We start from the raw sequence: 19,196 nt of genomic DNA on the forward strand, positions 1-19,196 counted from the left end.
TACATAATATTATGTTGATTGTTGTGGTATTCCCGCTAACCGGAAAAATTGGTTACGGCTGCTACTGTCATCCATCATTTCTTGCAATAGCTCTGGCAGTGATAAACCGCTCCAATGCAAAACTTGCTCTAAAGCATAGGAAATGGGGGAATGAGGCTCGGTTTGGCGAAAAAATTCAGCGGCTTGTTTAAGGCTGCGTAGTACTTGTTCTCTACTCTGGATTTGTTGCTGCAGCGAATTCACTGCTAGTTGCGACTTATCATGGTCATAATCAGAGCCAGCAATGGTTTCATCAGCATCAATAACGTGCAGGCTTTGTAATTTATCAGCGGCCAAATAATTTACGGCATCACGGCATTTAATTAAGGTGGCACTAATCGCACTCGTTGGCTGCGGCTGATCGGCCATAGCGCTATCCATGGCTTGGGCTAATAATTCAAATTCAGAAATTGCTGCATTAATTTGTTGCATTAAATTTTGATAAAAATGACTGCTGCTGCTGGCAACGGCTTGTTTAATTTGCTCGATGCTGGCAATGCCCGCTTCCGCTTTTAGTTGTTGTCGTTTTTCATCTTTACGCGAAATATCGGCAGCACGTTGATATTGCCAACAGGCAAATTCGCCGGCATCGGTTTGTTCTGTTAACGGAATGCTTAAAATAGGCGTTATTAACGCGCCATCACCTTCATAACCATTTAAACCTATTAAAGGTGCGATGCGGGATTCAAGTCCGTCTTCATCTGGGGAGGGATAAAGATGCTGCCAAAAGTACTCTATTAATAACCGCGTTGCTTTAAAGCTTTGGGCTAAACCATAAAAGCCGTCAGTGCGACAAAGGGCCTCTATCATCCAAGCAGAATATTCAAGATCTTTAACCTGTTGATTTAAAATTGCCGGCAGTTGCTCACTTAGGGGGCGCCACTCTAAAGCTAATGATTGAAAGTCGTCATCTTCAGCTAACATGGCTCTTTCTTGGGCGCGGGCTTGGCCACGAATATCTTTTAATTGGTAGTACTGAGAGGTGGGTGAAATATCAAACCTAGGATCAACTCCACTAGGCGCATCATCTGATACACCTGTAGTTAACAATTCAAAGTTAATTTGATCACTTAACAGCATCACTAAACCCAAAAAGCACTTAATATATAATTTATGTTACTTTATTGTATTTATGATGACAACCATTAACTTTAAATTTTACAATTTTAAATATTTTGGTATTGTAACATCCTTGCCATTAACATTTTGCTGATTAGCTAATTTAACTAATATAGTACTAACATTATCGCGAGCACCCGAAACTAACGTAGAATGGAGTAAAGCTTTATTAGCATCAGCAATATTATTATGATCAAGGTATTGTTGAATTTCTGTATCAGATAGTTCTTTATTTAGACCATCGGTACACAATAAAAATAGATCACCAGGCTGCCAGACACCACTTACGACATCGACCGATACTTGACTGTCTACGCCCACGGCTCGGGTAATTACGTTCGCTAACTCATGATGTTCGGCCTCAGCACTATCGAGTAAACCTTGCTCCACCATTTCATTAACTTGGCTATGATCGCGCGTTAATTGACGTAGTTTATCCTGACGTAAGATATAGCCTCGGCTATCTCCTACCCATAAATAATGATAATGAAACTTATCAATTAATAAGATAACAACCGTGGAGCCTGCAGTATGCCCCTTTAATTCACGCTGACTATATTGGCACAACTCTGAGTTTGCTTGATGTAAAGCATCGGTTAATATTCTTACTGACACTTCACGGCAGCGATTAACAATGCTGCGGATAGTATCAACGACTAATTGACTAGCCACATCTCCCGCCGCATGTCCACCCATACCATCAGCGACGACCCAAACCCCAGCTTCAAATAAATCGACACAAGCATCTTCATTTATTTTTCGCACCAATCCAGTATGGCTTTGTGTATGAGAAACAATATGACTCATGTCTACTTTCCTGCTGCTTTAGTTTGACTAGGTTTAATTTGGCTATGCTGCCAGCCCCATCGTTGCCAATCACCATCTAACATGGCAGCAAACTGACTAACTTGCGGCAAGCCTGTGCTAAGTAAGGTGCAAGGCGGAATAAGCTCAGAGCCTTGAGTCCACCAGATACAATAACGGCCATAGTGCTGCTGATAGCTTTGATGCAGCAATAAAGCCGGATCAATATCATCCGCAACCTCAATAGCAATTGCCGCTTTGGCTTGGGTGCGCGTAGTATGTCCCAACTGAATTTGTTGTTCAGCTGGCCACTCTAAGCTTTGTTTTGTTAATAGTTTCTGCCAATGTGTCAGATTAAAGTCATCTTCTAATACTTGCAAAATCAAGCTTTCATGCTGTTCAGTCCAGCTTTGCTGTAACCTTGCTTGCACTACCGGAGCCTGCAACACTTTAGCTAGGGTAAATGGATAGTGCCGGCCAACTTGATCGACACTGGGAATTAAGCTGCCGAGCATAGGGCTATTACCACAGACATCGGCCGATAGCGCAAAGTGCCAAATTGGACTGGTGAGATACGTGTCTAACCACTGGTCGGTTAACTGCTCACGACTCACTGCCAATACGGCTTGTAGCCACTCATTCCAGCTATCTACAAAACCCATGGTTAAGCCTTGGCTTAAAAAATCACCTCGGCTAGGTATTTTGCCTGAATAGCCAAGCTCTGTTATAAGGTTGCCGGACAACTGAATGCCTCCAATGCTTTGTTCCAAAATGGATTGTTTACTGTATCAGGAACCATTTCAACACGAGCATTATTGCCCTGAACAGCAAGGTGTAAGATTTTATCTTGCTTGGTTTCTGGTCTGTTTTGACTAATATTATCCAGGAAACGAAACCAAGACCATTCACCCGCTTGGCTAGTATTTGCCGGTAAACCGGCATTCGCTGGAGTGAAAACTAAACGGGTTTCTAGTTTATTTCTGTCACCTGGCCAAAAAAATTGCCGCATTCTTGAGGGGCCATGCCGATAGGATAGCTCTTGGCCGTCTAACTCTAAGAGTAAATGGGTTATATGCCGGTCAAGATAAATTGGCCTTAAACTAAAGCCTACATTTAACTTCTGACTGCCTTCGGCAAAAAAGGCAGCGCGTATTTGCTGAGCATTTTGAAAAGTTTTTAATACTTGGTGATCTAAACCAATATCCTTTTTAAACGTCCAAGTGGCGCGACTGGTGTTAACAAATGGCTTTAAATATTCAGCAAAAAATTGCTCTAACGTACCGCCATAACCAAAGAAACGTTCAAAATCTCGCAACTTAATATCATTAGAACTGGCTCTATTCAGTGGATAACGACCAGCAATGGCGCGTTTATATTCCGCTAAGACAGTGCCTTGCCAAGCTTCATTAATATGTTGGCGGCTACCTTGAGCAAATAGCTGAGTGGTTTCAGTAGAAATATCACCTAACCAATCTGAAAAAGGTTGCGGAATATCACTTTTCAGCCGGCGTAAGGCGACACTTAATTCATTACTGCCTTTGCCACTAAGCTGATTACTATACGCTTGTCTAGCCATACCGCCTGGCATATATAAGCGCTCTAAATAATCATGATACAGTCGACTTGTAGCTTCTATTTGGCTGAACTCTGCTTCACCTAACTTTAAAATAGCGGCAAAAGCGTGCTCAACTTCTTTACCGGGTAACGACTTCGCCATATTAGGCATTTTATCTGGCATAATTCGGGTTAACCGCGATTTCTGAGAGGAGAACGTGGTATCTGCTACTTTACCAGCAACATCTAATGCCATGTCGGCTTCTTCAGATTGTGGCAAATGGGTTAAGCGAACGTTTTGCTGTACCGCTTTAATAATATTTTGTATTGGTTGCTCTGGGCCTGAAAGTACTTTAGTCACCAATACCCCTTGCTCAACATTGCCCACGCGATCTAACGTAAGGTCGTCTAACAATTCTTGCCAAACGTAAACATAATCGCGAAAATATTTAGCCGTAACTTGAGCTGACAAAGTGCTATCACTGCCCTCAGTACCTTGCTGATTGATATCACCATATACCCAACTATCTTCCATTAAGCTGCGAATAATACGCCGCTTTTCAATATTAAATAGACCATGAAATCCCTTATAGGTATAAAGCCCTGAGATACCTTGTTGCAAAGGTAATCCACTCTTACGCTTAACCACTTTTATGCCATCTGTGCCAAGTACATCAACAATTCTAAAATCTGGGATATGGCTTTTACTTAGCTCTGTTTTAATGCGTTGATAGGCCCGCTCGGCCAAAGGCACGGTTAATAACAATTCTCTAGCCGCTATAACAGCGGGTTCATTATAAACCGCCCCTTTAATATGGCCTTCTAGTAAGGCGTTTAAATGACTTTGTAACGAAATACGTAAATCGTGATTCAACTCGCCGGCAAAGCGTCGGGCTAAATAAAATTCAAACCAACTAGTTAACTGCTCAAGTTCAAACCGATCGGGGTTAAAAAGCATTAAATACGTTTTTAAGGTTTCGTATAAGTAATCACGATGTTCAGAATTTTGCTGCATTTCAGCAGTTAAACTACTGAGCAAAAACGGTACAAATTGATTAAATAAGCCATTTTTGTAGGCTGTTTTACCGGCTTGACCCAGTTTATCGCCTTGATACAAACCATAATTTTTTGGCCCATCGGCGGGAATAATGCCTGCATAACCCGCGGGTAAATCCCGTAATAAATTAAGTTGCTGATTTAAATCGACCACGTTTTCATCAAGCAGTGTTTTATCGGCTAACTGTTGATATTGGTTCATTGAATTGGCAACTTCATCAACCAGTTGTTTATTCCAACTGTAGCTACCCGCCCAAGCAAATAATAACCATGCCGACACTAAAGCCGAACTAGCTAATACGCCATGTCGGATCCAACGATGCTTATTTTTATGATGCAAATTAACCGAGGCTAATTCCCGCTCTGGGATCACAATCTCTTCAAAAAACCGTTTAATAAAGTAACTTTCACCTTCACCTGTTTGCCTGCGCATTGGCGGTTCAGCTAAACCAAAGTTATTGCCCAATTGCGACATAACCCGATCAATCGGCACCCCCTCTTGGGTTGCACTAGCAATATAAACGCCGCGTAACAAAGTAGACTTTTCAAATGGATTAGGTGCAAAGATTTCTTTTAAAAAATCATCGGCGGCACTTTGTAGCAACCGTAACTGGCGTGGAAATTCATAAATGGCCGCTCTATTATCTTGGTCATGTTCATTTTGTAATCGACTGAATAAGCGCTGAGTTAAGCGATTAATCATGTTGTGGAATTCTTTATTAAATAATGACACTGGCCCTTTTTCGTCATTATCAATGGCAAAGGTCATGCCCCAAACTTGTTCACGCTCTTCTTCACTTAAGGTATGAAAAAACTCGGTAAAACCTGCAATTAAATCTGCTTTGGTAAACATGACATAAACTGGAAATGTCATGCCTAATTGATTTTGTAGTTCTTGCACCCGCTGCTTAATAGCACGTGCATGTAAATGCCGTTCAGTGCGGGTTTGGCTGAGTAAATCAGCTAAACTAACAAAAACAATTACGCCATTAATTGGCCGTTTAGGCCGGTATTTACGTAATAGGCCTAAAAACCCCTGCCATGCGGTAGAGTCTTGAGACGCATGACTGTCTTGGGTGGTATAACGACCCGCCGTATCAATTAATACCGCTTGATTGGTAAACCACCAATCACATTGCCGCGTACCGCCAATACCTTCAATAGCATCAGTGCCCAATTGTTCTTTTAATGGAAACTCTAAACCGGAGTTTTTCAGGGCGGTGGTTTTACCTGAGCCAGGTGGCCCAATTAACATGTACCAAGGTAATTGATAAATATCGCGTGATTTACTAAAGCGAGCATGTTTTAAAATATCTAAGGCTTTTTGCATCCTTTCACGCAATACAGCAATATCGCGTTTAGCCAATTCATCTTGAGGTTGTTGTTCATCGCCATTTAATAAATTATCAACCGCTTGCTGATGAGAACGCGATTCTTTTAAGCCCTTTATATAATGACTCCCACCCCAAATTACCGCGATAACTAGCAAAGTTACTAACCTTGCGCTAACCGTTGCTAAAGGTTCGTATCCTGCAATAGCCAATAGTGGCCCACCAAACCAAATTAATAATGCCAGCGCGAGTAAGCCCAATACTGTAATCGTAATACGTGATTTAAGTAGGCGAAATACAGATTGCAGCACAGTTTTAAACTTCATAACATATCCCTTGCTGTAAATATTATGGTAACAGGTCTATTTCGACACGACGATTCAGTGCTCTATTTTCAGCACTATCATTGTCTGTTATCGGATTAGCATCGCCATGCCCTTCTGGCCATAATCGGCCGCGTAAGTCGGCGCCGTGCGCTAACGCATCAGACATCGCGTTCGCTCGCGCTAACGATAAATGCCAATTAGATGGATACTTACTGGTAAATATAGGTTGGTTATCGGTATAGCCACTGACTAAAATTCGGCCTTCTGTCCCTTCTAAAGCGCGGGCAATTTTTCCCGCTACCGGCTGAAAGCTTTCATTAATACCGGTGCTTCCGGGGCTAAACAGTTGATCTAACGCCACGCGTATTCTTACCCGATCCGGTAACTCTATAATATCTAACAAGCCTCGGCGCATTTCGGTTTGCAGTAACTGTTGTAAACGCAGGGTATCGGCTTGAACTTTAATACTGCCGCCTTGTGCAGTATCTTGCTGCCAAGTAACTAAGGCATTTAGATCGCGATGTACAACGTTTGAGTAACTATTAATTTGATAATTTAAGTACATATACACACCGAGTAACACAGCCGCTATTACCGAACAAATAACCCAAAGCGGCAAAGCGGCATTGAGTGTATTGCTGGCAACCACCTGACTGCGCCAACTGGATGATAACTCTCGTGCCGGTTCGCCGCGCTGCGAGCGAATGGCTTTATAGGCTTTATCACGATATTGCTCTAGTTGCTCGAAGCCACGATCTGCAATGCGCATTTTGCCGGCAAAGCCAAACGACAAACATAAATACTGCAGTTCAAGTAACTGTAAATGTGTTCTTGGTTCCGCAATGGCGTTATCTAATAAGGTAAAAAAATAGCTACCGCCAAAGGTTTCATTATGAAATGTGGCCAATAAACTTTCTGTGGCCCAATCACTGTTTTCACCCCAGCTGGTATTCAACACTACCTCATCAATAAATGAACACATGCAATACCGGGCATTTTGAATAAGCTCGCTATCAATATCCTTTTGCCGTAATTGCTGCTCATATTGATTGATTAATTGTACACATTGCGATTTTAATGCAGAGACATCAGCATGCTGTCTGGTATTGCGCATAGCAGGAATTAATGAAAATAACGCAGCAGCATCATCAATTAATACATTGTCACTAATCGATAACATGGGCATTTTTTGCACATTGTCGTGATTGCGAGCACTGGCTGATATCCGAGTTTTATCGACGTCAACTGCAGCTTGTGCTGATGCGGCTTGAGGTTTTTTCAGCCCTCGACCGCCAGGCTGCGGTTTCATTACCGTTTTGTCTGACATGCTATTTCATCCATGTTGTCTTTATTACTATCACTAAATTTCTGTAGCTAAATTTTTTAACTAAAAGGCCACTAGATTTTGATGGCCCATAGTTCAATTTTTAATCCCGGATAATTACCGGACAAATGCAATGCTAAGCCCCCACTATTGGCTAGGCGCTCCCAATAAATACTGCCTTTGTCTAGCTGAAAATATTGATAGCCGGCATGATAAGGTACTTGTCTAGGCGCGACCGGTAAGGCAGTAACCGAAATTCCCGGCAGCTGGTTATTAACCAACTCACGTATATGTTCAACAGGGCCAATTTTTAATCTAGACGGTAAGTATTTACGAATATCTTCAGTGGGTAAGTCTGCTGAAACCGCTAGCACAAATTGCGCATATTCCAACATAGACTTATCGGTCAATGGGGTAACTAAAATACCAAACTTTGCTTGCTCTAAAGGTAAGGCTTGTGCGGTTTGCTCTAACACAACACTTAAGGTTTGGTTTAAAATAACACCAAGATTACCAAATACACTGGTCAGTTCTTCATGTTCATATTGTGGAAATGCCGGTGCCCGCTTTGTTCGGCTGGTAAAAGTAGCAAGTTCACCCAACATAGAGACCATTAATCGATAAAAGCTGTGTGGATGCTCTTGGGCACTGACTTTAATATGGCGTAATAGTGGTTCATATCGGTTTAAAATTTGCAGCATTAAAAAATCGGCTATGGTATTAGCGCTACCTTGGCCTTGGCCCAGCCTTTCTGATAACGCATCTGCGCGCTGGCATAACATGCCTAATGCTTCAGATACTAAAGCGCTAAGCTCAGCATTTTTTTGCACAGATAACAGCGGCGGTATAAAGTTTTTAACTAATTTAACTTCCCCCTGCTCAGTTATCTCTTTTATTCGCGCGATTGGCATACCAATAAAGCCACCGCGATCTTCCGACTCAAGTTTAAATAACAATTTTAACTTTGCTAACTGTAATAACTCGATTGCTTCCTCAGATAGACTATTATCACTGACACTATGATCGGCATAGCAAAAACGGGTGATGTCATTGGCTGTCACATCAGTAATATTTTGGCTATGTGGTTTATCGATAGCAATACATAAATACACCAGCTGATCACGACAAGATTTAGGAATTTGTAACGCAGTGGGCAGTGGTTCAACGCTAGGAGCTTGCACGATAGTGCCATCCGGCATTAACGCATTGAGTTCAGACAAAGCAAATTGACCAAACTTCAAACTTTGTTCATCTACAGCACTATTTTGTACGCCCCATGCATAAGCACTAACTAAGGCATGTTGCTCACGTATCCGATAATCTAACGCCCGCTCTTGCTGTTGAAAATGCTGCGGACGTAAAAATAAACCTTCTGACCACGCAACGCGACTATAATCACTCATCTACTCTAGTTCCTTTTTTGCGTGGTAATTTTAACGTTTGCGTTCAAGATCATGCTCACGGATATACACCGCTAATTTGTCAACATAAACATAAAGATCGTCATATCCGGTGGGCTTTACATCAACAACAGCACGCCATCTGGCACCTTCAATATCGCGATATGCAGCAATAACAGCGACAGCTTTTGTTGCAGGTTGTAGCGACATTTTGTAACTAATTCGCTGGCCTGGTTGAAACACCAACTCATCTTTTTTCAATAAATCAGTGCGTAACACTTGATCGGCATTATCATAAATGGCAAAAAAATCTTGGTTTTCAATAATAGTTTTAGATGCCAACTCATAAACTTTAATAATGACGGGTGAAGGTCTGCCATCAAAATCTGGGTTAAGATCGTCGGCAACATTAAAATGCAGCGTCGTAGAAGGAGGAAAGGTTCCGTAAAACGTTTGGCACCCACCGAGTAATATAAGACTGAATACCATGAGAATAATATATTTAACATGTTGCATGTTTTCTGCTCCTAAATAGCTGTGGTTAGCTTATCTTTTGGCTAAATACTGTTCGTAAGCACTGATGAAGTCATCATTCACACCACCGTTACTAGTGCTTTTTAATTCGGTTGTTAAATTGCTGTGGGTTAAACGATAATGCTGCCATAAGCGTGCTTGGCGTTGAGCTGGATTTATTTTATCGATAAAGGACTGACTAAAATCAGCTTGTTCAAATTGTCTGGGCGCTAACTGCGCTAATAGCCCATTGGAGATCCCTGCCACACCCGCCAACATTGCCGCTTCATGCTCGGCAATGTCATTAAAGGCTTCTGCAATTGCTTGTTTAGCGGGCATAAAGCTAGAACTGGGACGATTAAATAAATTATGAAAGGCTTCATCCATACTGGCAGAAAATTTAAGGGGATTGTTTTCTCGCTGCTGAAACGTAGTTTGATTAACTCTAAAACTATTTTTTACTTTAGATCGCGCTCGCATAACGTCGATTAAGCCTAATATTGACTGCTGTAATGCGCTGCCTAATTGTTGCCATTGCTGGCCAGTTAAGGTATTTGCATCTAAGTCAGCCACTCCAAGTCCTGTTAAAAATGCCGTTAGTTGGCTTTGCTCATCAACACCATTGTTTACCGCTGTTTTTCGGCTTGTTGTCGCTGGTTTATCCGGCATTTTTTCGGTTAAAACCGGTTCTGAATGAGAAGACCAGGCATTGTTCCAATCATCAGGGATCAACGCTGCAGGGGCTAAATAATGATCATCCATAGCTAAATCATGGTTCTGATTCTGACTCTGGTTATAAATAGAATTAGGATTGTTTTTATGGTCTTGATGTTGAGAATGACCCTGAGCATTAAAGCTACTAGCACTATGGTCCATTGCGCTAGTATCCATTTGGCTCATTGCGCCGGCTACTCTTGGTGCCGTAAAGTGATCAATACTAAAGCCGCTCTCTACGCTACTAATTTGAGTTGCCAACTGTTGTTTATGCTGAGCTTTATCTGTTGATGGCTTTGGTTTTTCTGCTGTTGCTGCGCCGTGTTCAATTAGTTGTACCTGGATTTCATAATCACCCAAACATAAAATATCAGCCGATTGCAATTGATGTGAATTTTCACCTAAAGCATCTACCGCTCGATTAACAAATAATCCATTGGTTGATTTATCAATAATATAATAATGGCCTTGGTTAAATGTAATTTCAGCATGAATGCCAGACACCACTCTTTCTGGATCAGGTAAATACCAGTCAGCTTGTTCTGAACGGCCCAAGCTGCCACCGCTAGCTGTAAAGCGCTTTATTGAAACTTGTTTCGGTGACAATCTGTGATAACTCAACACAGATAACTCTAGTAACTTATCCCTATGCACTACGAAACACTCCTACCAGCAAGCTGTAAACAATTTATTAACCACAAATTGGCAGTAAAGGTTAATTTAAATCAATTGTTACGTCAACTGCATAAATGTTAATGATGATAAATTATTGAAGATGACACATAGGTTTAATTGTGAAATAATTGTCTTATGAATGGCAATTATAGCTATGGCGTTAAGACTGATAAAAATAATAAAGGAGTTTGATACTGATGGCAGAACAGGATCTGAATAGTAATACGTCTTTAAACCAGGATTCTGACGCAGATAAAACCCGTTATGCGGTAAAAACAGCGGCAACGAATCAACAGCATAATGTGCAACCGTTAATTGAAAACTTTGTTATTAAACAACGCTATAAACTTGAAGCTAAAATTGGCTCTGGTGGTATGAGCGATATATATCGCGCCACAGATTTATTTTTACAGGGTGCGGGTATCAGCAATAATACCGTTGCGATTAAAGCCCTGCAGCCGCAATTTGTGTCGCAACCTGAAGCTAGACAGTTACTTTTACATGAAGCCAATAGCACCAAACAACTGTCACACCCTAATATTGTTCGAGTTTTTGATGTTGATAATGATCAACAACATTACTTTATAGTGATGGAATATCTTGATGGTGAAAGTTTAGAGCAAGTTATCAAACGCTATAAACCTAAAGGCTTAAGTTTTACAGCAGCTTTAAAACTATTGCAGCCCATTGCTGCTGCGTTAAGTTATGCTCATGATTCAGGCATTGTCCATGCCGATTTAAAGCCCGCCAATATTATGGTTAATCGAGATGGTTTAGTAAAAACTCTCGACTTTGGTGTAGCTCAAAAGTTACAACTTAATTACGATAAGTACGCTGCAGATAATCAGCATACCGGCGCGCAATTAAGTGGCTACACACCCGCTTATGCAAGCCCACAGCTATTAGCAGATAACACGCCAACGGTAAGTGACGATGTGTTTTCATTTGCTTGTTTAACCTATGAATTGCTTACTAGTAAGCACCCTTTTGACCGCGTACCCGCTAATCTAGCCCAGCAGCAACATAAGCAATTAAAAAAGCCTGCCCATTTAAGCTTTTGGCAATGGCAGGCGTTAAAGCAGGCACTGAGTTTTGATGCCACTAAAAGACCCAAATCTGTAGCAGTATTAATGCAGCAATTACAACGCTCGCTGTGGCAACCTAGTGCTATCGCGGCTGCAGTGATTATAATACTGGCTGGTGGCTGGCACTATACTCATCAACAACAGCAACAAATTAGTACGTTTCAGCAACAAGCTTCGGCGATTGAGCAACAACAGCAATTTACCGAGCAATTAAGCCAAATTCCAGCTAACCAGTTTATCGAACAATTAAATCAACATGCTAGCAAACTTAGTACGGTTGATCGCGCAGGTGTTATCCGCCTGCAGCAATCAGCTGTCGTGCGCCAATTTGAATATCAAATTGATAATATAATTAGCGATCGTAGTTATGCCTATCCTGATTACCCGCAAATAGAAGCTATTTTGAGCCAAGCTAAGCAGCTTTACCCTGATTCTGAGCAGTTAACTGCCTTAGCTTTAAATATGCAGCGAAGTAAAAATACCGCAATTGACGTATTACGTGATCAACTTAATCAGTTATTAATGACTGAACAGTATCAACAACAGCCACAAAATGATGATGCGTTAACCCCCTTTAAAGTCGTTGCCAGTTTACAGCGTATAGATAGTAACTACAGCGTTATACCTAGCGAAGCCGAAGCCGAAATTTATGCTGTTGCCTTTGCGCAAGCCGTTGATAGCAACAATGCTGTCGCATTGGATCAATTAATTAATGTTGGGCAATTAATATTCGCCAATTTCCCCCCTACTGTAGATCTTGTATTACAGGGTGAGCAATTGGCTACTGCTGTAGCTGAAGTCGCCGCATACCGCGAAAAAACCGCTCAAGGCGATACCATGGTTTTTCCTTATGCCGCTGCTGAAACTTTTTATCAGCATAGCTTTAACAAACTAGAACTAGCTTTGGCCCAGAGTGACAAAATTTCCGATATTGATGCTATTTATAGTCAACTCAAAGCGTTTGATGCCGAGTTACCGCAAGATTTTTCTCTACATGTCGCGATGCGACGCCAGCTAGCAGATAAGTATTTAACTAAATCGAGTGAGTTATTAAAAACCAATAATGTGCGCACCGCTGAGCGCTTAATGCGCAGAGCCAACGAACTAATGAATAGCTTAAACAGCTAGAAGTTTTAACATTATATTAATGTGCTCCGACCCCATATTAATGGGGTTAGCGGAAAGTGTCTAAGCCTTGGCACAACTGGTTGATGCCTAGCAAGGTTCGTGGGGCAGTTCTAAACATATAATCGGCATTAACGGTTAAAAATTGCTGATTTGCTACCGCAGGGATATCGCGGTAGCGTTGCCAATATTGTTGATCCGCCCTACGCGTGTCGGTCGCGGCTTGAATAATTACTTCTGGTCTTGCGGCGACGACTTGCTCTATACCAATTTGCGGATAATCACCTTTACTGGTTGAGAATATATTATCTGCAGCACAAATCGTTAACATTTGCTGGGGCCAGGCATTATTTGCAACCGTGCTTAATGGCTTAGTACTCATGGCAAAAAATACCCTTAAACGTTTTTTATGTTGATACTGCTGTCGTAGCGCCGTCAGTTGTTGGTTAAATATTGCGGCTTGTGCTTCAGCTTGCTGCTGCTGACCCGTTAACTGACCTAAATAGCTTAACTCAGTGGCAATATCCTCCAAGTGTACTGGATTAGATAGTTTCACGTTAAAACCAAATTTTTGTAAGCGTTTTATATCAGCAGGTGGATTGCCATTTTGCCACGCAATAATTAAATCTGGTTGCAGCGCAATAATGGCTTCAATATTAATACTGGCATAACTGGCGACACGCGGTAAAGCTAATGCAGCGCTAGGGTAATCGCTATAGTCACTTACCGCTACCACCTGCTCACCTGCCCCCACAGCGTAAAGCAACTCGGTAATATGCGGGGCCAAACTAATAATTCGTTGTGGTTTAGCTGCTGCAGGTGCTGCTAGAAATATTAATAATAATAGGCAAGCTAAGATGACCAGACCAGATTGCAGTACCGTTTGCATTACGCTAGTCGCTTGCTTCACCAATCTATTCCTTGTTGCGCTTTAATACCCTGATCAAAGGCATGCTTAATATTTTGCACTTCGCTAACGGTGTCGGCTAATTCGATTAAGCGTCGATGACACGCTCTGCCTGTTATCACCACATGCTGCTGTTTTGGCCGATTAACTAAGGCACGCTCGATACGCGCCAGCTCTATATAGTGATAACTGAGCATATAGGTTAATTCATCTAATAAAACTAAATTGATACTGTCATCGGCTAAATAGGCTTCAGCTTGTTGCCACACCAGTTCAGCCGCTGCCATATCGGCCGCTTTATCTTGGGTATCCCAGGTAAAACCGGTGGCCATCACGGCAAATTCTACACCGTGTTGTTGCAGTAAATTACGCTCGCCACACGGCCAATTACCTTTAATAAATTGCACCACGGCGGCGGTTAAACCATGGCCGACGGCCCTTGCTACTGTACCAAAACCGGAGGTTGACTTGGCTTTGCCATTACCGGTGATCACCAATAACAAGCCTTTATCTTCAACTGCAGCTTGTACCGCTTGATCCACTTTTTGTTTTAAGCGCTGTTGCCGCTCTTGGTGACGTTGCTGTTTTTGATCTTCAGTTGTCATATTAGTGCTTACCCTTATCTTGACTGACGTCGCATAAGAAACAAAAAGAAAATACTGCCAATAAAAGACGTTACCACACCTAAGGGTATTTCTTGTTGGGGTAACACTATTCTTGCCAAGTTATCGACCCAAATCATAAATAACGCTCCGATTAAAGCGCTACCAATCAGCAGCTTCATGGCGGTAACACCAAATAACTGCCTGGCAATATGCGGTACCATTAAACCAACAAAGGCAATGCCGCCACTTTGGGATACGATTGCTGCTGTCAGTAATGCGGTGGCGATAATTAATAGCAAACGCAGTTTTACCGTGTTTACGCCCAAGGTTTGGGCGCTTTCGTCACTTAATAATAAAGCATCAAGTTGGCGTCTTAATGCTAATGCGAGTATCAGCACAAATATAAATACGGGCGCTAACAACTTAACGCTATGCCAATCAGTTGGGCTTAAACTGCCTAATAACCAAAAAATCACTCGGTTTGCAGCAAAAGGCTCGGCGAAATATAATATAAAGCTAGTCATTGCACTAAGCATAAACGATACCGCAACCCCAGCTAATAAGCTTAGTTCAGGCTTTCGCCAATTACTGCCAATACAGACGGCAAAAACTAACACCACCGCTAGCATGGCACCAATAAAAGCCCCTATGGCAATACTGATAAAGTGTGCAGGCAACAAGATGCTGACTACCGTCGCACCCAAGCCAGCGCCAGCCATTAAACCAAATAAATACGGATCTGCTAATGGGTTACGTGTGGTGTTTTGCAGGATTGCGCCAGAAATAGCTAAACCGGCTCCGACTAAGCAGGCACTTAGTAAACGCGGTAAGCGAATTTGCCAAATAACCGTATCGGCAATAGTGTTTTGGGGTGCTTGGGACAGTAAAACCTTCAGCATGTCGGCAAAACTGATGTCAGCAGTCCCTAGCAACAAACTAGCGAACACACTGGCTAGCAGTAATAGAGCAATAAAGCCAAAAAATGCTGAGGAGTGTTGTTTTAGCATAGTTATCGCACCTGCTGAAACGGCGTAGATGCTGCTGTTGGATAAAACATGACTTGCGGCTTGGCCAATTTAGTATGCTGATACACTTCGCAAGGTAATCCAAACACTTGCTGCAAAATAGCCGGCTGTAATACTTGTGCTGGGCTACCAAAGGCTATTTGCTGGCCTTGATTAATTAATAACAGCTTATCGCAATATAAAGCGGCTAAATTAAGGTCATGCAAACAGGCCAAGACACTCACTTTTAATGCGCTAATAAGTTGTAAGATTTGATGTTGATATAATACATCTAAGTGGTTTGTCGGTTCGTCTAGCAATAGTAATTCTGGCTGCTGAACTAAGGCTTTAGCTATATATAACCGTTGTTGCTCACCGCCAGACAAGGTTTCTACTTGCTGATTAGCTTTAGTGGCAAGACCCACCGTGGTTAAGGCCTGACTGACCCGAACTCGATCATTATCGGTATTGGCTTGATACCAGTTTTTATAAGGTAATAAGCCCATTGTGGCCACTTCTTCTGTGGTTAGCGCAAACATGGGGCTAACAGTTTGCGCGACAACAGCAATTAATTTGGCTAAATTATTTTGGCTATAACTGGTTAACGGCTGCTGTTTAAGCATTAGTTGCCCCTGCTGCGGCAGTACTGCTCGTTGCACCACACGCAACAATGAGCTTTTACCAGCACCATTGGGGCCAATAACACCAATAAACTCGGCCTTATTTAGGCTGAAATTGATATTATTTAATACCGTTTGACCGCCTAGTTGTAAGCCGACATTTCTTAGCGTTAACAAGCAGGTCTCCAATACCGATAGCCTTTAACACAGACTTTAACATTGCCTTTAACATAGGTGTCAGTCATGCAGGGTTACACTAAGCTTACTTATCACTTGTACGGCTTTATCTGTAGCAGATTGCACGTTGTCTGCTAACGCTAATGCCACCCCCATTCTACGTTCGCCTTGCACTTCTGGCTTAGCAAAAATACGCAACTCAGTATCAGCTAACTTTAACGCTTCGGCCATACCATGGTATTGGATATTGGCACTGTGCCCGCTAACTAATAACACTGCAGAAGCGGCTGGACCATATTGCTTAATCGTTGGGATTGGTAAACCTAAAATGGCTCTGGCATGCAGGGCAAACTCGCTGAGCTGCTGAGAAATTAACGTGACCATACCGGTATCGTGAGGCCGAGGTGAAACTTCGCTAAACCAAACTTCATCACCTTTCACAAAAAATTCGACACCAAAAAGACCGAATCCGCCTAGGGCTTGGACAACTTTTTTTGCATAGTACTCAGCTTTTTCAAGTGCGGCAACCGACATACCTTGCGGCTGCCAGCTTTCGCGATAGTCACCCCGCTCTTGACGATGACCTATTGGCTGGCAAAATTGAATTCCCGAGATACTATTCACAGTAAGTAAGGTTATTTCATAATCAAACTCAACTAAGCTTTCAACTATCACCCGGCCTTTACCCGCTCGACCGCCTTCTTGGGCATATTGCCATGCTTGTTCTAAGCCTGAGGCATCACGTAATATGGTTTGGCCTTTACCCGATGAGGACATAACGGGTTTAACAACACATGGATAGCTAATAGCCTGCACGGCCGCATAAAAACCGGCTTGATCACTGGCAAATTGATAAGCGGATGTGGGCAGTTGTAATTGCTCAGCAGCTAGTTGGCGAATACCTTCACGGTTCATGGTTAAACTGACTGCTTTGGCACTAGGCACTACGTTAAACCCGCTTTGCTCTAATTCTAATAATACCGAGGTGGCAATAGCTTCTAGCTCCGGCACAATAAAATTAGGCTTTTCAGTTATGACCAGTTGGCGTAACGCAGCATTATCTAACATGGATAATACAACTGCTTTATCAGCTACTTGCATTGCGGGTGCATTGGCGTAGCGATCGACAGCAATGACTTCACAGCCATAGCGCTTTAGTTCGATACACAGCTCTTTGCCTAATTCGCCAGCGCCTAATAATAAAACTTTAGTGCTGCTGATGGTGCCTGGAGTACCCATTGTTACGGCTTGTGTTGCGGCTTTTGATACGACTGGTTTGGTCATTTAATTTTCACCATAGGTCTATTAGTTTGGTTCCATTCAACATGATACTGCCGGCCTTTAGCTTTATCAGTACGTTCAAAAGTATGAGCACCAAAAAAGTCACGCTGGCCTTGTAATAAATTTGCCGGTAACACCGCGGTACGATAAGAGTCGTAATAACTAAGAGCCGAGCTTAACGCTGCCACCGGTATACCGGCTAAGGTGGCATTGGCCACCGCTTTGCGCCAATTTTGCTGATATTTAGATATTTGTTTGGCAAAGAACGGATCGAGCAATAGGTTTTCAAGCTCATCATCTCGTTGATAAGCTTGACTAATAGATTGTAAAAACACGGCTCGAATAATACAGCCTGCACGCCATATTTTGGCAATTTCAGCAAAACACAATTTCCAGCCATATTCGACAGCTGCAGTTTTCATTAAGTTAAACCCTTGGGCATATACGCATATCTTGGCGCAGTACAAGGCGTCATGTAATGACTGGATAATATCTTGTTTTTCGGCCGCTGATATAACATTTTCAGCAGGACCTGCCAATACCGTAGCGGCTTTAACCCGCTCAGATTTTAACGCCGATATTGCGCGTGCATAAACAGCTTCGGCAATGGTCGGCGCTGGGCTACCTAATTGTAAGCTACTTACTGCCGTCCATAAGCCAGTGCCTTTTTGCGCCGCTCTATCCATAATGACATCGACTAAAGGCAAACCGGTCTCTGAATCTTTGGTCGCTAATACTTCGGCACTTATTTCGATTAAATAACTATGTAATGGGCCATCGTTCCATTGCTTAAATACCGCCGCAATTTCTGCCGCGGGCATATGTAAAATATCCCGCATTACTTGATAGGCTTCACATATAAGCTGCATATCGGCATATTCAATACCGTTATGAACCATTTTTACATAATGCCCCGAACCACTTGGCCCTATGTATACTGCACAAGGCTCACCCTCTTTCACTGGATTGCCCGGTTCAAAGCGCTCAATCGGCTCGCCGGTTTTTGCATCAACTTTTGCTGCTATGGCTTGCCATATTGGTTTAATTCGAGTCCATGCATACGGATCACCACTTGGCATTAACGACGGACCAAATCTAGCCCCCACTTCTCCGCCAGATACGGCGGTAGAAAAGAATATAAATTTACTTTCAAAAGCTTTTTCACGCGCAACAGTATCTGTCCATAAACTATTGCCGGTATCGACAATAATATCGTCGGCACCAATGCCAGCATCAATTAGCTTATAACAAACATCATCCACGGCTTTTCCTGCGGGTACCGATAAGATAATTAAATGCGGTGGAGATAAAAATGACAGTAATTCAGTATACGAGTTGCAAGCCATTATCCGAGGAGGTTGCTCGCCACGCTCTTGCTGGTCTTGTTGCAGTAATTGTTCTAACTTATGATGATCTAAATCAAATGCCGCTACGCGGTATCCATTGTCAGCCAAATTTAGAATAAGATTTTTGCCCATTACACCGGCACCAATAAATCCGATATCACATTTTGGCTCTGTCATCTGACAATCCTTAT

14 protein-coding genes and 1 pseudogene are annotated in these 19,196 nt (G+C 42.4%); 1 reads left to right on the forward strand and 14 read right to left on the reverse strand.

Features of this window, described 5'->3' with window-relative positions:
- Positions 1-9 precede the first annotated feature (9 nt).
- The 8 genes from tssA to tagH form a co-directional block, all read right to left on the reverse strand.
- The gene (gene tssA, locus BI198_RS09310; RefSeq protein WP_070049310.1) at positions 10-1,119 is read right to left on the reverse strand and encodes a type VI secretion system protein TssA; all 1,110 of its coding nucleotides are present in this window, start codon (positions 1,117-1,119) and stop codon (positions 10-12) included.
- A 78-nt stretch (positions 1,120-1,197) separates the two neighbouring features.
- Complete coding sequence (locus tag BI198_RS09315; RefSeq protein ID WP_070049311.1) at positions 1,198-1,965, reverse strand: PP2C family protein-serine/threonine phosphatase; 768 nt, start codon at positions 1,963-1,965, stop codon at positions 1,198-1,200.
- A gap of 2 nt (positions 1,966-1,967) precedes the next feature.
- Entirely contained in the window at positions 1,968-2,705 is a 738-nt protein-coding gene (gene tagF, locus BI198_RS09320) for a type VI secretion system-associated protein TagF (RefSeq protein WP_070049312.1), read from the reverse strand.
- A complete protein-coding gene (gene tssM / locus BI198_RS09325; RefSeq protein ID WP_070049313.1) occupies positions 2,687-6,229 on the reverse strand; it encodes a type VI secretion system membrane subunit TssM in 3,543 nt (1,180 codons plus the stop codon). The genes tagF and tssM overlap by 19 nt, the downstream gene beginning before the upstream one ends.
- A 22-nt stretch (positions 6,230-6,251) precedes the next feature.
- Positions 6,252-7,556: a type VI secretion system protein TssL, long form gene (gene tssL / locus BI198_RS09330; RefSeq protein ID WP_070049314.1), complete on the reverse strand. Its 1,305-nt coding sequence runs from the start codon at positions 7,554-7,556 to the stop codon at positions 6,252-6,254.
- Between the two features lie 71 nt (positions 7,557-7,627).
- Complete coding sequence (gene tssK / locus BI198_RS09335) at positions 7,628-8,956, reverse strand: type VI secretion system baseplate subunit TssK (RefSeq protein ID WP_070049315.1); 1,329 nt, start codon at positions 8,954-8,956, stop codon at positions 7,628-7,630.
- A gap of 30 nt (positions 8,957-8,986) precedes the next feature.
- The gene (gene tssJ / locus BI198_RS09340) at positions 8,987-9,469 is read right to left on the reverse strand and encodes a type VI secretion system lipoprotein TssJ (RefSeq protein WP_070049316.1); all 483 of its coding nucleotides are present in this window, start codon (positions 9,467-9,469) and stop codon (positions 8,987-8,989) included.
- 30 nt (positions 9,470-9,499) lie between these two features.
- Positions 9,500-10,834 carry a type VI secretion system-associated FHA domain protein TagH gene (tagH, locus tag BI198_RS09345; protein ID WP_070049317.1) on the reverse strand — a complete coding sequence of 445 codons (1,335 nt, stop codon included), beginning with the start codon at positions 10,832-10,834 and terminating at the stop codon, positions 9,500-9,502.
- A gap of 218 nt (positions 10,835-11,052) precedes the next feature.
- On the opposite strand from tagH, the gene BI198_RS09350 reads away from it, so the two are divergent.
- Entirely contained in the window at positions 11,053-13,068 is a 2,016-nt protein-coding gene (locus tag BI198_RS09350; protein ID WP_070049318.1) for a serine/threonine-protein kinase, read from the forward strand.
- A gap of 46 nt (positions 13,069-13,114) precedes the next feature.
- On the opposite strand, the gene BI198_RS09355 is transcribed toward BI198_RS09350, so the two are convergent.
- From BI198_RS09355 to gndA, 6 genes and pseudogenes are all read right to left on the reverse strand, one after another.
- Positions 13,115-13,975, reverse strand: coding sequence for a cobalamin-binding protein (locus tag BI198_RS09355; RefSeq protein WP_235605295.1), 861 nt, complete (start codon positions 13,973-13,975; stop codon positions 13,115-13,117).
- A complete protein-coding gene (gene cobO / locus BI198_RS09360; RefSeq protein WP_070049319.1) occupies positions 13,972-14,577 on the reverse strand; it encodes a cob(I)yrinic acid a,c-diamide adenosyltransferase in 606 nt (201 codons plus the stop codon). The genes BI198_RS09355 and cobO overlap by 4 nt, the downstream gene beginning before the upstream one ends.
- Before the next feature lie 14 nt (positions 14,578-14,591).
- Positions 14,592-15,584: a FecCD family ABC transporter permease gene (locus BI198_RS09365; RefSeq protein WP_070049320.1), complete on the reverse strand. Its 993-nt coding sequence runs from the start codon at positions 15,582-15,584 to the stop codon at positions 14,592-14,594.
- A gap of 277 nt (positions 15,585-15,861) precedes the next feature.
- Positions 15,862-16,390, reverse strand: a pseudogene (locus BI198_RS09370) (ABC transporter ATP-binding protein); the annotation flags it as partial.
- A 48-nt stretch (positions 16,391-16,438) separates the two neighbouring features.
- Positions 16,439-17,662, reverse strand: a complete 1,224-nt coding sequence (purT, locus tag BI198_RS09375; protein WP_201243470.1) for a formate-dependent phosphoribosylglycinamide formyltransferase — start codon at positions 17,660-17,662, stop codon at positions 16,439-16,441.
- The gene (gene gndA / locus BI198_RS09380) at positions 17,659-19,182 is read right to left on the reverse strand and encodes an NADP-dependent phosphogluconate dehydrogenase (RefSeq protein WP_070049322.1); all 1,524 of its coding nucleotides are present in this window, start codon (positions 19,180-19,182) and stop codon (positions 17,659-17,661) included. The genes purT and gndA overlap by 4 nt, the downstream gene beginning before the upstream one ends.
- Positions 19,183-19,196: the final 14 nt, after the last annotated feature.

Source organism: Rheinheimera salexigens, from assembly GCF_001752395.1.
GTDB classification, from domain to species: domain Bacteria; phylum Pseudomonadota; class Gammaproteobacteria; order Enterobacterales; family Alteromonadaceae; genus Alishewanella; species Alishewanella salexigens.